The organism is Arthrobacter sp. 9MFCol3.1 (assembly GCF_000620385.1).
In the GTDB taxonomy this organism is placed as follows: Bacteria; Actinomycetota; Actinomycetes; order Actinomycetales; family Micrococcaceae; genus Arthrobacter.
The window spans coordinates 197,067-211,871 of sequence record NZ_JIBJ01000004.1 but is presented as its reverse complement, the minus strand read 5'-3'; the positions used below and the strand labels follow the sequence as shown (position 1 = coordinate 211,871).

The 14,805-nt window shown below is 65.9% G+C and carries 14 protein-coding genes; 8 read left to right on the top strand and 6 right to left on the bottom strand.

Annotation, left to right across the window (positions count from 1 at the left end; genetic code table 11):
* Nucleotides 1–6: 6 nt before the first annotated feature.
* On the bottom strand, nucleotides 7–978 hold the full coding sequence (locus C560_RS0103765; RefSeq protein ID WP_018773247.1) for a dienelactone hydrolase family protein: 972 nt from the start codon (nucleotides 976–978) through the stop codon (nucleotides 7–9).
* A gap of 121 nt (nucleotides 979–1,099) precedes the next feature.
* Complete coding sequence (locus tag C560_RS21175) at nucleotides 1,100–4,663, bottom strand: choice-of-anchor D domain-containing protein (RefSeq protein ID WP_051532991.1); 3,564 nt, start codon at nucleotides 4,661–4,663, stop codon at nucleotides 1,100–1,102.
* 313 nt (nucleotides 4,664–4,976) lie between these two features.
* On the opposite strand from C560_RS21175, the gene C560_RS0103750 reads away from it, so the two are divergent.
* The 3 genes from C560_RS0103750 to C560_RS23775 are packed head-to-tail and all read left to right on the top strand — an operon-like array spanning nucleotide 4,977 to nucleotide 6,075.
* Entirely contained in the window at nucleotides 4,977–5,672 is a 696-nt protein-coding gene (locus C560_RS0103750; protein WP_026537182.1) for a maleylpyruvate isomerase family mycothiol-dependent enzyme, read from the top strand.
* Entirely contained in the window at nucleotides 5,669–5,866 is a 198-nt protein-coding gene (locus C560_RS23780) for a Gfo/Idh/MocA family oxidoreductase (RefSeq protein WP_231494250.1), read from the top strand. The genes C560_RS0103750 and C560_RS23780 overlap by 4 nt, the downstream gene beginning before the upstream one ends.
* Nucleotides 5,863–6,075: a hypothetical protein gene (locus tag C560_RS23775; protein ID WP_026537181.1), complete on the top strand. Its 213-nt coding sequence runs from the start codon at nucleotides 5,863–5,865 to the stop codon at nucleotides 6,073–6,075. The genes C560_RS23780 and C560_RS23775 overlap by 4 nt, the downstream gene beginning before the upstream one ends.
* Before the next feature lie 52 nt (nucleotides 6,076–6,127).
* Here C560_RS23775 and C560_RS23770 read toward each other — a convergent pair whose 3' ends face one another.
* The 3 genes from C560_RS23770 to C560_RS0103735 form a co-directional block, all read right to left on the bottom strand.
* Nucleotides 6,128–6,496 (bottom strand): hypothetical protein, encoded by a 369-nt coding sequence (locus C560_RS23770; RefSeq protein ID WP_231494249.1) that lies wholly within the window; start codon nucleotides 6,494–6,496, stop codon nucleotides 6,128–6,130.
* Nucleotides 6,497–6,566: 70 nt separating this feature from the next.
* On the bottom strand, nucleotides 6,567–7,247 hold the full coding sequence (locus C560_RS23765; protein WP_231494248.1) for an aminotransferase class V-fold PLP-dependent enzyme: 681 nt from the start codon (nucleotides 7,245–7,247) through the stop codon (nucleotides 6,567–6,569).
* A 13-nt stretch (nucleotides 7,248–7,260) separates the two neighbouring features.
* Nucleotides 7,261–7,776: a mycothiol transferase gene (locus C560_RS0103735; protein WP_026537180.1), complete on the bottom strand. Its 516-nt coding sequence runs from the start codon at nucleotides 7,774–7,776 to the stop codon at nucleotides 7,261–7,263.
* A 223-nt stretch (nucleotides 7,777–7,999) separates the two neighbouring features.
* Between C560_RS0103735 and C560_RS0103730 the strand changes: the two genes are divergently transcribed.
* Nucleotides 8,000–9,109, top strand: coding sequence for a HoxN/HupN/NixA family nickel/cobalt transporter (locus C560_RS0103730; RefSeq protein WP_051532990.1), 1,110 nt, complete (start codon nucleotides 8,000–8,002; stop codon nucleotides 9,107–9,109).
* 22 nt (nucleotides 9,110–9,131) lie between these two features.
* Here the strand turns inward: C560_RS0103730 and C560_RS0103725 are convergent, their stop codons facing one another.
* Entirely contained in the window at nucleotides 9,132–10,454 is a 1,323-nt protein-coding gene (locus tag C560_RS0103725; RefSeq protein WP_026537178.1) for a hypothetical protein, read from the bottom strand.
* A gap of 238 nt (nucleotides 10,455–10,692) precedes the next feature.
* Between C560_RS0103725 and C560_RS0103720 the strand changes: the two genes are divergently transcribed.
* The 4 genes from C560_RS0103720 (at nucleotide 10,693) to C560_RS0103705 (ending at nucleotide 14,675) form a co-directional block, all read left to right on the top strand.
* Nucleotides 10,693–11,199, top strand: coding sequence for an LURP-one-related/scramblase family protein (locus tag C560_RS0103720; protein ID WP_026537177.1), 507 nt, complete (start codon nucleotides 10,693–10,695; stop codon nucleotides 11,197–11,199).
* 14 nt (nucleotides 11,200–11,213) lie between these two features.
* A complete protein-coding gene (locus tag C560_RS0103715) occupies nucleotides 11,214–13,436 on the top strand; it encodes a transglycosylase domain-containing protein (RefSeq protein WP_051532989.1) in 2,223 nt (740 codons plus the stop codon).
* A 130-nt stretch (nucleotides 13,437–13,566) separates the two neighbouring features.
* On the top strand, nucleotides 13,567–14,124 hold the full coding sequence (locus C560_RS0103710; protein WP_026537175.1) for a hypothetical protein: 558 nt from the start codon (nucleotides 13,567–13,569) through the stop codon (nucleotides 14,122–14,124).
* A gap of 2 nt (nucleotides 14,125–14,126) precedes the next feature.
* Entirely contained in the window at nucleotides 14,127–14,675 is a 549-nt protein-coding gene (locus C560_RS0103705) for a hypothetical protein (RefSeq protein WP_026537174.1), read from the top strand.
* Nucleotides 14,676–14,805 lie beyond the last annotated feature (130 nt).

The following is a 14,805-nucleotide window of genomic DNA, read 5'->3' as shown; positions in this document are numbered from 1 at the left end:
TGTCGCTCATACGTACTTGCCGAACCAGGCGAGCGTGTCGTTCCATGCGGCCGTGGCCTGCTCCTGGTTGTAGCGCGGCCCGGTGTCATTGTGGAAGGCGTGGTCCACGCCGGGATAGATCTTGAGCTCGTTCCGGACGTCGGTTTTGGCCAAGGCATCCCGGAGCGCCGGCATGGCGCCGGTGATCCGCTGGTCCAGTTCGGCGTAGACGCCGAAGACAGCCGCCTTGATGGCGGTGACCTTGTCCAGGTCAGGCGCGGGTCCATAGAATGCTGAGGTCGCTTTCAGTCCCGGGATCGCGGTCGCCGACTGCCACGTGATGCCGCCACCGAAGCAGAAGCCGTTCATGGCGATCCGGCCCTGATCAACGAAGTCCTGGGCGTTCAGGTAGTCAAAGCCGGCTGTGAAGTCGGAAACGTGACGCTGCGCCCCGGCCTGGGTCAGCGCGCCCGGGACAGCGTCCGGGTCCATACCCGCGGTTCCGCCCTCCCGGCTGAGCAGGTCCAGGGCCAGTGCGGCGTATCCGGCTTTGGCGAAGCGGCGTGCCACATCCTGGATATGGGGTGTCAGCCCGCGGTTCTCGTGGCAGATCAGCACGGCCGGCCCGGCGGCCCCCTGTGCAGGCCGTGCGAGATAGCCACTGATATCGGTGCCGCCCGAGGCGAATTGCACGGTCGCCGTTGTTAGTCCGGCCGCTCCCTCCGGGACCGACAGCGGGCTCTTGGCCCCCGGCACCGCACCCGCGGACGCGGCACCGGACCCCGGAGCGGACAGTGTCGGCGTCGGCATGGGATCGGTACTGCGGGGAACCTCGTCGGGCGTGCAGCCCACCAGGAGCATCGCCGCCGAGGCCGCTGCCATGCTGCCCATGATGAACGCCACACGGCGCGTGAACGTGTGCTGGCTCATGGCGCCGGCGCGGTAGTCGTCGAAGAATTCCTCGATCAGATACTTCTCAAACTTGCCGAGCTGGGTCATGACGGGCCTCCTCCAGTGTGCCGATCATCCTCCTCCGAAGTCAGAATTCCGGCAAGGGTCCTGGACGGGGGCCGCCCCACGAGGCCGACGCGCCAAGCGTCGGGGTTGGTCCGCGCGCTGCCTATCCGGTGACCTTCTTCAGTGATGCGTTCCATGTCAGCCGGCCATATTGGAAATCCGTCGCCCGACCGACGGATACCGTATACGAGTCGCTCGTGGGATATCCCAGCCGGCTCGTCTCCCAGCCCAGTGACGCCCACTTAGACCGGATCGCACCGGTCACCGGGTGCGCCAGGGTCCTCGGCGTCCAGTAGATCGACGCCGAACCGGAGAAGTGATTGTAGCGCCCCACTTTATCCGGGGTGCCTTTCTCGTCCGTGATCGGGTAACGCAGCGGGCCGGTCTCCCAGCCAAGTGCCGCCCATTTGGACCGGATGGCGCCTAAGACAAAGTGCGCCCCAGTCGTCGGCGACCAGAAGATCGAGTTTCCACTTCCACCTGAGAAGTGGTTGTACCGTCCCACCCCGTCCGCCGACGCCGTAGTGTCGGACGTCGGATAGCCAAGTCCGGTCTCCCAGCCCAGCGACGCCCACTTGGCGCGGACGGCCCCTGTCACCGAGTGGGCCTTGGTTGTCGGTGTCCAGTAGATCGACGCCCCACCCGCACCGGAGAAGTGGTTGTACCGTCCCACCCCGTCCGGGGTCCGTTTCTCGTCGGTGATTGGATAGCCCAGCGGTCCTGTCTCCGCGCCGAGTGCCCTCCATTTGGACCGGATCGCACCGGTCACTGAGTGTGCTCCGGTGGCCAGTGAATAGTAGATCGAGGTCCCGCCCGCACCAGAGAAGTCGCTGTACCGCCCCACCGTGTCTGGCGACACCTGCTCGTCCGAGGTGGGGAAGCCGAAGCGGCCTCCGGCGCCGCCTTCGGCCTTGTAGCGCTTGTAGATTTCATTGAGGACTGCATGGGCCCCGGTCTTGGGCGACCAGCAGATCACCCCTCTGGTGTAGTCCTGGCATTTGCCCACGCCCACGGCGTACTCCGCGGTCAGTGACCGGCCGAGGCTCGACCCGGGGCGGCCGGCATTAATCTTCCATGCGTAGGCAGCGATGGGGTCATCGGTACCGTTCCCGGTGAGCATGACCTTCTGGGCAGCCTGGCCGTCGTCCGCCGTGATCAGGTAGTAAGTTTCGGAAGTTCCGGCCTGCCCGACGGCCGTGGGTGCGAAGGTTACGGTCTGGTACGCGGTTTCACCGGCGGGAATTTTCAAACCCTCGGAGATGGGATTCGTAGTGGAGAAGACGCCCTGCGGCGCCTTCGCCTTCGTGATGGTCATTGGGATGTTTCCGGTGTTCTTGATCTCGAAAGCCCGCGTAACCGACGTCCCGGCGGGGACGTCACCGAAGTCCAAAGAGCGCGGCAACTCCAGGTGCGCTGCGCCTGAAACTGCGGTCGCGGCCACCTTGACGGTCACCTTCCCACGGTCACTGGCGACCACGAGCGTATCGGTCACCGGACTCGCCAAGGTGGGACTGAACGTCATGGACACCGCCACCGACGCGAGGGGCTGGATGCTCTGCCCGACGGCCGGCACCGTGGCGGCGTCAACGCGGAGCTCTGCGTTGACCGGTAGAGTGACGCCGGTGATCTTGGCGACGGTGGTGCCCGTGTTGATGATGTTGACGGTCTGCCGGCTGACAGTGTTTGTCGGGACGTCGGTGAACTGGACCGTGGCCGGAGTCGCGCCCAGACCCTCCTTCGTGCCGACGCCGTGGACGCCGAGGAGGACGGTCTCGCCGTCGGCTGTCTTGACCCTCAGGGTGCCATCCGCCTGACCCGGAACGGCCGGCGAGAAGGCCACAGGTACCGTCATGCTTCCGCCCTTGGCCAAGGTCCGGGGCAGGGTGAGCGTGGTTCCGATCCTGAACGGGGTGCTTGTTGTGATGGAGCTCACCGTTACCGCCCGCGACGCAGTGATCGTCACGTTGCCGGTCACCGTCTTCCCCACCGCGACGGTACCGAGGTCGGTGTTCTTTGCCCCTACCGCTGATGTTGTCGGGGCGCCGAAACCCAGGACGTGCCCGTCCCGGGTGCCCACGTAGACCCGGCCTTTGTCCGTGGCCACCGAGGAGAACTTGGCCCCTATACCCAGTGGTGCGCTAAACACTTCCTTGAGGTTCCCGGTACTGTCCGGAATTGCACGGTAGGCGCGCAGTTCGGCCCCGGCCCCGGTGCCTCCGCTGACATAGACCACCCAGACCAGGGCGGAGGACCCGTCCGTGCCGGAGGACGTCACCACCGGCGAACCGGAGCTGAACCCGAACGTGCCCGCAGAGGTCCCGACGGCGGCGAGGCTGACCCCGCCATTGGCGCCAGGCACGAGCTTGAAGGCGCGAAGGTACCCGTTGCTTTCGACGACGTACAGGTAACCACCGTTGCTGGTCCCGAGAAACGCGGGCTTTCCCCACACTCCGCTGTACGGACCGGCCTTGTCCAGGACGGCGTCGGTGCCGCCGGCCCCCTGCGCCATGCCCCCCAGGTTGTCCCGGTCCAGGAGGTACATGGTGCCGTCTTTACCGATTTGGGCCAACAGGTGGGGGTGTGCAGCAGTGCCATAGCCGTCCGGGATCGCGACGGGAGCGCCGGAGCCCAGATCGGCGTCGTTCCGGTTAAGTTTTGCGTTGTCGGCCGGGCTGAAGAAGTCGGTGGCTTTCAGATTGCCGTCACTGCCGACCCGGAGCCGGACCACCGCCTCCGCCAGTGTGGTTGGGGGATTCGATCCCGGGCCGGGCTTCGGGGAAATGCCGTTCCCTGTGGTGAGCAGGATGTTGGCGGGACCGTCGGACACCAGTCCTCCGCCGGATTGCCAGATTCCGCCCTCCGCGTTGGCGTTGCCTGATTCGGTGGCCCACATCGTCGTCTGCCGGCCGGCGGTGGACACGCCGACGACGTAGCCGACGAAGGGGGTGTAGTCGCAGTGGCTGGCAAATCCTGCATATACGACCCCGTTCAGGAGCAGCAGCCCTGGGCGCTGCATCGCCGTCATCGGGTTGAACGGGCGGGCCGGGTCATTGGTCGGGGCGCCTTGGATCTTGACGGGGAACCCGGGTTTCTCCGCGCCGGTCGCCACATCCAGGGCGTGCATGTACCAGTGCGGGAACAGCTTACTTGCCCCGTCATTCGTCTTGGCCAGCAGGTAGACGCTTTTCGTCGCCGGGTCGTAGACCGGAGTGGACGTGATTCCGATGTTGGGAGTGAGGTCACCGCAGCTCACCGTCGACGCCGGCCACGCCGGCCCGAGTTTGCGCGTCCACTTTGCCGCGCCCGTGGCGCTGTCCAGCCCGTAGACGGCATTGTTTTCCGTCGCGGCAATCACGGTGGTGCCGACTACGAGCGGCTGGGCGTAGACCTGCCCGTCCACGGTTGCGGAGAACAGTTTGCCGAAGTTTGATGATGCGACCGCCGACGGCGAGAGCCCGGGCTCGTCGCGGTCCCATCCGGTCCGCAGGGAATCGTGGGCGATGGTCCCCACGTCGGCGACGGCGGTCCCACCGACCGACAGTCCGGCCAGGGCGAGCGTGGCCGACAGCAGCGACGCCCACGCGCCTCGGGACCACCCGCGGTATCGGGGCGACGTTGCGTGGATTGCGGCCGTCCGGTGCTTCCGGAGATGCGGTGGCCCACCCATCCGTTTACTGCGCGGACGGCCCTGAAAATGGCGGGACGACACCCGCGATTCTGTTTGATCATGCATGGCTGAGACCCGATCCTGACCATTACATTGACTTTATTAACCCAGTACTTTGGAGCCTAGAAGCGGGGGTTGGTGAGCGCGCGAGTGGAGGGTACCCGACTTTTCGCTTGCGATTCCCGTATTCGTCCGGCTGCTACTGGCCTTGTACTTGGGCGGACACGATTGCCTACTTGTCGGGCGCGCGGAAACGCCTCAGTGCTCCGCGCCCGGGCCGCGGACTGCCCCGGCGTCGCGTTAGGCTCCTCTCATGTCGCCCGATCGATTCCTGGCCGAGCTGGCCAGCTCCCTGGACCACCTCGGCACGCTCGCCCGGCAGCCGCGGGACACGCTTGCCCGCGCAGTTCCCGCGTGCCCCGGCTGGACGCTCGAGCAATTCTTCGGGCATCTCGGCTCAATCGAGCGGTGGGCAGCAGCTGTGGTTCGGACGGGCACCTTTGTCCAGGAACCTGCACCGCCGGCCGAGGGCGCCGCGGCCTGGTTCCTGGCGGGCACCGCACCCTTCCTCGAGACAATGACGGGCCTTGATCCCGAGAAAGAATGCTGGAACTTTGGCCCGCGGCCGCGCACCGCCCGGTTCTGGCTTCGGCGACAGGCCCACGAACACGCCATCCACCTCGTCGACGCCTGCCAGGCACTCGGCCTGGAGATCCCCGCTCTGGCGGATGACTTCATGCTCGACGGTGTCGACGAGGTCCTGGCAATGTTCACGCCGCGGCAGCTGCGCCTGGACCGGATGCCGCACCCGGACAAAGCCGTGGCCTTCCAGGTGCCGGGGGCCACCAGCTGGACGCTGGGCCCTGGTCCCGCCGTGGCATCGATTTCCGCCCCGTTGCCGATGATGTATCTGGGTCTTTGGGGTCGATCCAACCTGGCACACAGCGCCCGCATTGAAGGTGACGCCGCCGCGGCCCTGCGCGTGCTTCGGGGTCCGCTCACACCGTGAGTCCCGGTTTTCGGGCTGAGGATACGAACACGTCCCGGGAAGCCGAGTTCGCCGCCCGGTTTCAGATCCCCACGTCCCATGGAAGCCACGAGGACCTCGTGGCCGACCCGGACGTCGATGTTGTCTACGTTTCGACGCCGCACCCGTTCCACCACGAGAATGCGCTGTTGGTCCCGGACGGCAGACCGCGATGATCTCCGAATACGGTGACGGGCAGCAGGCCGTGCTGCAATGCGCGCTGGACACGGCAGGACCAAACCAGGCCGCGATCATCGGAACCGGAGGCCGGATCGAGATCCCGTCAGTCTGGTACACGCCGTCGGCCTTCACCAGGTACGACGCCGACGGAAACGTCGGCGAGCGCTTCGATGAACCAGTCGCCGGCCGCGGCGGGCGCGCCTAGTTCCGGTGCTCCGGCAGCCCCGGTGTCCAGGAGAGGCACGGCCCGCCGCCGCTCAGCCGCGCCCGATCAGCCCGGCCACGCGATCGAGTTCTTCTTCCAGATTGTAGAAATGTACCGCCAGCCGGATCCTGCCCTCGCGGACGGACGCCACGACGTTGGCCTGGCGGAACCGCGCCAGGACCGCCTCGGCGTCTGTCGCGGGCACGGAGAAGATCGTGGAACGGTGCTGCCCGGCGAACGGCCGGAACGCGGAGCCCTGCGCCACCAGCGCCTCCTCCAGGCGAAGGGCGAGCCGGGCGTTGCGATCGAGCAGGGCCGTGATGCCGAACCGGCGGAAGATGCCAAGCGCCGCCTGCTCGGCCAGGGCGGGAAACCACGCCAGGGAGGCATCGAGCTTCGAGGCCGTGGGTGAGAGGTCCATAGCCGGTCCGTAGAAGCTCTCGGCCGGGTGGCGAGCGGCCTTCCAGCCGGGACCGACGGGCTGGATCCGGTCAAGCAACCCGCTGCGGACATAGAGGTAGCCCATGCCCCTGGAGCCGAGCAGGAACTTGTGGCTCGCGGCGGGCCAGGAAATCCACGCCGTCGCGCACCACATCCAGCGGCACCGCGCCCGCGGCCTGGCAGGCGTCGACGAAGAACCAGGCGCCGGAGCGGGCCGCGACCCGGCTGAGCGCGGCCAGGTCGGCCCGGTAGCCGTTGGCCGAATGAACCGCGCTCACGGCGATCAGGCGGGTGCCGCCGTCGGCCGCCTGGCCAAAGGCCTCGGCCGTCACGCCGTCGCCGCCCGGTGCCACGGCCCGGACCTCGTAACCGCGGTTCCGGAGCAGGAGCCAGGAGTAATAGTTCGAGGCGAATTCGTTCCCGGCGACCACGACGTTCTCCCCGCGCTTCGCGGGCGGCAGGTTGGCGGCCACTATACCGGCGGCGGAGCTCACGGCCGGGACGATCGCGATCTCCCCCGCCGTCGCCCCGACGATCTCCGCGAACATGCTGCGGGCCTCCTCCCCTGCCCGCTCGGCATCCATCCAGTCGAACGTGCCGGCGGACCAGCGCTCGACGGCCAGCTCGTAGGCCTCGCGGGCGGGGGCGCAGCCGACGTTCATGGAGGCGGTGTTGAGGTAGATGGTGTCCTGAAGCCCCGGGAAGAGCCCGCGAATTTCGGCCGCCAGCATGGCCGGGACCGCCCTAGCCGTGCCCGTGCACGGAGTTCAGGCCCTTGGCGTAGGCCGCCTGCCCCACATGCTGGAGGCAATCGGCAATCGTGCTCACCAGCCGCACCCCGAGGGTGACGGGCGGGTCCCAGCGGGTATCGACGATGCGGTCGAAGTCGTCGTCGCCGAGGTTCGCCAGGAAATTCGCGGTCTGCCGGTGGACGGCGTCGTAGTATTCGAGCAACAGTTCCGGCGGTGCCTGCACCGCGTCCACCTGGGCGCTCGTATGGCCGTAGCCGGTGTCCCGCTTGGAGAGCGGCAGGCCGAAGCGGGCGGCAAACCCCTCCGAGGTCCAGACCTGGTCCAGGCCCGCGGCGGAGGCGACTTGGGCGTCCTCGACCCTGCTGAGGTGCCAGATGAGCCAGGCCATTGAGTTCCCGTTGCCTCCGGGGCGTCGGAGCAGGGCGGCCTCATCGACCCCGGCCAGGGCCGCGGCCACCGTCTCACGGATCCGGCCGAAGGCATCCAGCAGCAGTTCATTGGATTTCATCGAGTCCCCTCGCTGTGCATGATCGAAGTGCTGTGCGTGATCGAAGTGCTGTGCATGATCGGTGATCCCCATGCTTGCATGGAGGCCGCACCGGCGGATAGGGCCGCGCGTCTCCGTGCCAAGGGCGCAAGCGAGACCCTCCCGGCGTCAACACTGCCGCACGCAGTTCCGCAGTCCGCGAGGTCTTGGCAGCGGCGACCCCCCGCGCCTACCCTTACGGATTATGAGCAACTTGTTGCCTGTAGCGCAGCCGGTGCGGGCGACGTCCAGTCGCTGGGAACGCCGGGACAAGTTCCATCTCGCCGGCATCACCGGCTTCGTCCTCCTGCTCAACGTCGTCGGCTGGAGTGTGTTGACCCTGGCCGTGGCTCCACAGAACTTCGCGCTGGGCCGCTCCGGTGTGTACGGGGTAGGGCTGGGCGTCACCGCCTTTCTGCTGGGAGTGCGGCACGCGTTCGACGCCGACCACATCGCCGTCATCGACAACACCACCCGCAAGCTGGTCGGCGAGGGAAAGGCCGCGCTGGGGGTGGGCTTCTGGTTCTCGCTGGGCCACTCGACCGTGGTGTTCGGCGCGGCGCTGCTCCTGGCCCTCGGCGCGAGGGCCATGGCCGGCACCGTGCAGGACGGGGACTCGGCCCTGATGCAGACGCTGGGACTGGTGGGAAGCGTCGTGGCTGGAACGTTCCTGATCCTGATAGGTCTGATGAACCTCGCCTCGGTGATCGGCATCGCCCGGGTGTTCCGCGGGATGCGGACCGGGGAACTGGACGAGGCCGAGCTTGAGCACCAGCTCAACAACCGGGGCTTCCTGGCGCGGCTCCTCGGCGGAACCATCCGGCGGGTCACCAAGCCATGGCACATCTATCCCGTCGGCCTGCTGATGGGCCTGGGATTCGACACCGCGTCCCAGGTGGCCCTGCTCGTGCTCGCGGCCGGTTCCGCGGCCTTCTCCCTGCCCTGGTACGCCATCCTGGTCCTGCCGGTGCTGTTCGCCGCCGGAATGAGCATTTTCGACACCGCCGACGGCGTGTTCATGTCCCGGGCTTACGGGTGGGCGTTCCTGAAGCCGGTCCGCAAGGTCTTTTACAACCTCACAGTCACGGTGCTCTCGGTGATTGTGGCCCTGGTGGTCGGGGTTACCGTGCTGCTCGGGGTCGTGGCGGACAAGCTGGGACTCGAATCCGGGCCGGCTGCCGCCATCGGTTCGCTGGACCTCGGAAACGTCGGGTACATCATTGTCGGACTGTTCGTCATCATCTGGCTGATCGCGCTCGCCGTCTGGAAAATTGGCCGGATCGAGCAACGCTGGAGCCAAGCCGGCACCAGCTGAGCCGCTTCCGGCGCAAAATGGGTCAGCAGTTGGGCGAGTCGAACTCGTAGGCCCCCGAATCGGCAGCGGCCGTTCCGTTGCAATCCCCGTCCTGGGGCACCGCACTTCCGGCAAGGTCGACGGCGGACAGGCTCGTTCCAGCGCGGTCGATGGCCGGGCTGGTGCCGGTGAGGTGGAGATCGGCCGGTGCGTTCACGAAGCGGGCAGACGCGGTGGTGGACGTGCTGTTCGGGACAAAGTTGACCGGGCCGTTGAGGACGTTCTGCTTCTCGGTCCAGCCCGAGCCGTTGATCCACAAGGAATTCTTGACACCCGTCAGGATGTTGCCACGGATCACGGTCGATGCCGGGCAGCCCGCATGGCAGACGACGGCCTGGGATTGCGGCCCGTTCAGATACACGGTGTTGAACTCGAACACGGTGCCGTTCGTCGGCCCGAAGGACGTCCCTGCACCGCGGGCGATCAAGCCCTTGGCCTGGGCACAGTTGGCACCACAGGTCGACCGGACCAGGTTGTAGCGGTAGATGTTCCCGTCCGCAGTTCCGGAGGACCGGCCGATCTCCGAGAAGTTGTTGTTGTCCAGGGACACGTTGTGATGGATGTAGTTCCGGCTGCCGTTGTAGATTTCGAAAGAACCGCCGTCGCGCGTGTAATCGTAGGAAAACGCGGTGGAGCCGCTGACCGTGTTGCCGGAGAGTTCGTTGTCATTGCCGTTGACCAGCACACCGGAAGCGCCAGAATCGTCACTGCAGTTCACCGCCTGGGGTGTCCCGCAATTCGTGCCCTGTGTCAGGACGTTCATGATGTTGTTGTTGGTCAGCACATTGCCGGTGTATTTCCCGAAGTCAGACCCGCTCCCTGCTTTGATGCCAACGGCATTGTTGGAGGCACTGGCATTGCGGACCGTATTGCGGTCGCCGGTGACGCTGATGCCCGCGTAGCCGCAGGAGACGCCCCGAAGCCCGTCAACGGTGGTGAAGTTGCCGTTAATCCTGATGCAGTTTCCTGACTTGCCGCCGGTAATGGTCGGAGCGTTGCCGGTCCCGTAGCCGATCAAGGTGATGGGCGCTGCCTCGGTCCCGCTCTGGGTGGTCACGACACCTCCGGTCCAGGTGTCGCCCCTGCGGAAACTGACGGTGTCGCCGGGCTTGAGGACGATCGAGTTGACCTTCGACAGTGACTTCCAAGGTGCAGCGCTTGACGTTCCCGAATTCGTATCGCTCCCGGCCGCACTGACGAAGTACGTGGTGCCCGCGGCCTGGGCCGGCGCCGGGAGGCCCGCCGTCAACCAGCCGGCCGTCAGGAGTAGGGTGGTCAAGGCTGTGAAGGCGGAATTGATTCTCATGGCCATCCTCGCGGGTTTGTGGGTGAACGGAGGAGAGCTCCGCGACCCTGAGTGTGTCCGCTCCGGCGCTTCGACCATAAGTCGAGACAGGTCATCCGCCGAACCTAGTGGGCCGGGGTTGTAAAAAGCTGGGGACGGGTCCGGGCACAGCCTCATTCCAGGCAGTTCTTCCGAGTGGCCCGCGGACCATCCGGTTCGGGTGAGGCGGCGGCCGGAGGAGCGGTCCTATGGTCAGGGAATGGGACTACTGCGGCACCGGCCTGACGAACCCGTGGGCGAGCGGTTTCAGATGCGCGAGAAGCTGCTGTCGATCGGGGATGACTTCTGGATCGAAGACAGCCAGGGCAGACGCGCCTACAAGGTCAATGGCAAGGCGTTGCGGATGCGGGACACTTTTGTTCTGGAGGACGACTCCGGCAACGAGGTGGCGCGCATCCAGGAGCGCAAGCTCTCGATCCGGGACAAGGTCGCCGTCGAGCGCGGCGAAGACACCGCCGCAACGGTCCACAAGGCGCTGATAGGGCTCCGTGACCGCTTCTCGATCGACGTAAAAGGCGGCCCCGATATGACGGCACACGGCAACATCGTCGACCACGAGTACGAGATCGAACGCGACGGCCATACGGTCGCCACGATCTCCAAGAAATGGTTCCGCGTACGCGAGTCCTACGGCGTCGAAATCGCGGCGGGCGAGGACGTTCCGCTCCTCCTGGCGATCACCGTCGCCATCGACTCGTTGACCTAGCCTGGCCAGGCACCATGGCGCCCAGGAAACGCACCCGATCCCGGCTAGCCGTGACCCTGTGGGGGCTTTTCGGCTTCTTCACAGCGAGCGCGGTCTGCGGCGTCCTGGCCGCCAGCCTCCTGGTCCCGACCGTGGCCGCCGCCGGCGTCGCCGTCAAAGAATCGATCGTCCTGTTCAACAGCCTTCCCTCGGAACTGACCGTTGATCCGCCGTCGGAGTCGACCAGGGTGCTCAGCGCCGACGGGAAACCGATCGCCACCTTCTACGCGGAAAACCGCGTGAAGGTCCGCCTCGACCAGATGTCCCGGTACATCAAGGACGCGATCGTCGCGATCGAGGACCGCCGCTTTTACGAACATGCCGGCATCGACCCCCAGGGGATTCTCCGGGCCCTGGTGTCCAACCTGACCAGCGGCGGCAGGCAGGGCGCCTCCACCCTGACCCAGCAGTACGTCACCAACGTGCTCAACGAATCCCTCGTGTCGGCGGACCGGGGCGATCAAATTGTCCTCAACGGGCAAAAGAGCATGGCCGACAAGATTCGCGAGATGAGGCTCGCCGTCGAACTGGAGAAGAAGTACACCAAGGACCAAATCCTCGAGGGGTACCTGAACATCGTGTTCTTCGCCCGGGACGCCTACGGCATCGAAGCCGCGTCCCGCTATTTCTTCAACACCACGGCCAAGGACCTCACCCTGCCGCAAGCTGCCCTGCTGGCCGGCCTCGTGAACAGCCCCAGCTTCTACAATCCTGACGTCCATCCGGAGAACGCCGTCCAGCGCCGCAACCAGGTTCTCGCCAGGATGCTCAGCTACGGCGCCATCACGCAAGTGCAACACGATGCGGCCGTCGCCGCCCCGGTGGATCTCAAGATCACCCCCGGCAGGCAGGGGTGCGCGGGCGCGGAAATGGCACCGTACTTCTGCGACTACGTGTCCCACCTCATCCTCAACAATCCGGCCTTTGGCGCGGATATGGCCGAGCGGGAGCGGAAGCTGTTCCGCGGCGGCCTGACTATCACCACCACCCTGGACAGCCGGCTCCAACTGGCCGCCCAGGCGCAGGTCGATGCCACGGCCGGGGCCAACCCGGACAAATGGGGCGCGGCGATGGTCTCCATCGCACCAGGTACCGGCAAGATCCTGGCGATGGCGCAAAACACCGTCTTCCTCCCGGCGCCCGGGAAATTCGATACGCAACTGAACTTCAACGTCGATTCCAAGGATGCCAACGGCAACGACCTCAACGGCGCCGGCGGGTTCCAGCCCGGCTCCACCATGAAGCCGTTCACGTTCGCGGAATGGCTCAACGAGGGCAAGTCCCTGGCCGCAATAGTCGACGCGTCCCGGCGCTCCTATCCGCTCGGATTCCGCTGGAGATCAAGCTGCGGCAGGGTGCTCGGGGCCTACAGCACCAGCCAGAAGAGCCTCGGCGCGGCGGACGACCTCCAGAACAACGACGCCGGGTACTACCGCCGCATGCGCGTGGACTACGGGCTGTATAACTCCATCAACACCGCCACCTTCGCCGAGGCCGCGCAACTCGACTTCTGCGGCATCCAGAAGATGGTCGATGCCGCCGGGCTCCACAGCGGCGTGGACAACGCCCAAATCAACATGCACCAGCTGGGCAATCTGCTGGGCGCCATCGGGGTGGCGCCGCTCCATCTGGCCAACGCGTTTGCCACGTTCGCCAACGACGGCAAGTACTGCGCACCGATCGCCATAGTGTCCGTCACTGATGCGGGGGGACGTAAGCTTCCGGCCGAGACCAGCGCCTGCCGTGATGCGTTCAAGCCCGAGGTCGCCCGGGGCGTGAACGCCGTGCTGCAGGACGTGTTGAAACGCGGGTCCGGCGTTTACATCAAGCCCAAGGTCCAGGAGCGGTTCCCGGTTGCGGCCAAGACCGGCACGTCCAATACCAACGGCGCCACTTGGGTGGTGGGCTACACGAGCGGCCTCGCGACGGCTTCCTTCTTCGGCGACGCCCTGGAGGGCCAGAAGCGGCCAGGACAAAACATCACCGTCAACGGCAAGTTCTATAAGGCCATTGACGGGTACATGCTCGCCGGCCCGCAGTGGGCGAACTACATGCTTCAGGTCGCCCGGTACTACCCCACCGCCCCCTTCCCGGCGCCGCCTGAGTCCATGACCCGGTCGCCCTTCGCGAGCCGGACTCCCCCTACGACCCGAACGCCGTGCTTCCCCGGTGTTAATGGTGCGTTGTTGTGTCGCTGACACGGGCCCGAAATCCTCTGGATCCAAAAGAGCACTCTATGCCTTCGGGCTTGGAGCCTCTATCCTCTTGCCATGGGAGACGGGATCAATTTCCGGCGAGGGGAATCGCGCCACCGCGCGCGAGTGGCTCGTGAATCCCGATAGCGCCCAGCCCCACGACAATTACGACGCCTTCCTGTCGAGGCTGGACGCCGCCACAACCAGCCTGAGCACCCGGGCCGCGTCGCTGGACAAAGCACTGGCAGCTGTTTCCCTCCTCTTGGGACCATCTGAGTCCGCCGTCCGGAAATGGGAACGACGGCGCCATTACGTCAGTGAGCAGCTCGCCGTGCACTCCGGGTCCCCGCAGTCCTACACCGCGCTGTGCGAGCTCCACGTCGTGGCAGGAAAAATGGAATCGATGCTCCGCGGCCGTGTCCAGCGTGTCACCGAGAAGCTGGCAGTCATGCACGGGCGTCGAGAGGCCATCGACAAGTCACTGCTGGAGCTTGAGCTGAGCAGAATTAAGCTGACTTCGTCCCGGATGCTGTCACAAGACCGCGAAAAGTTGAGCAGCATCTTTTCCGAAATCGCCGGCTCCACCGTGGCCACAGGAGCCATTCCCGATATGGGGTTGCTGAGCGATCTCAAGGAAGCACGCGAGGCAATCATCCTGGCCGAAGCGCTCATGGAAGTGAAGGGGTACTAATCATGGATATTTCACGGCGCGATCAGCCCCGAAAGGACATCGTCGCCCTTGTTCGCTGGTCAAAGAAACCGGGCGAAAACCCCGTTTTCAAGTTCATCATGTCGAGTATTTTGGGATTGATCCTCTGCCTGTTCCTGATGATCTTTCTGCCCTTCCTCAGAAGCTTCGGTGCCCTGGTGCTGTTCACCCTCTTCTTCGCCGCGCTTCTGACGGTGCGCACCGTCATGGCCCAGCAGCGCTTCATGCGGGGGCTGACCAAGAGGATCAATGACACCCTCGCCGAGGTCACGAGCAGCCCGGGCGACCAACTGTCGGTCAGGCAATTCCGGCACATGACCAAGACCGGCGAGCAGCTTCCGCTCCTTGTCAGCGGCGTACCGGGGCTGAACCTGCACGTGGCCCGGGCGTCAACGCTGGAGAGGCATGCCCCCGAGAAGTGGGTTGCGGTCTTCACAGTTGTGCCTCCGGAGAACGGGACCGCCAGCTTCGACCGCCTGGTGGCGGCGGCCATCAACGCCGGCCCCGGTCCCACCAGCGCGAAGGCCTCCTAGCGGCGGGAGCTGGCCGCCGTCGTCACTCCACATTTTTCAGCGCCGCTGGCGGCTGGCTCCTCGGCTATGCAGAGCGGGCAAGTGGGACGTTCTGCCCTAGCGTCTAAACCATATAGGCCCAACAGTGAGG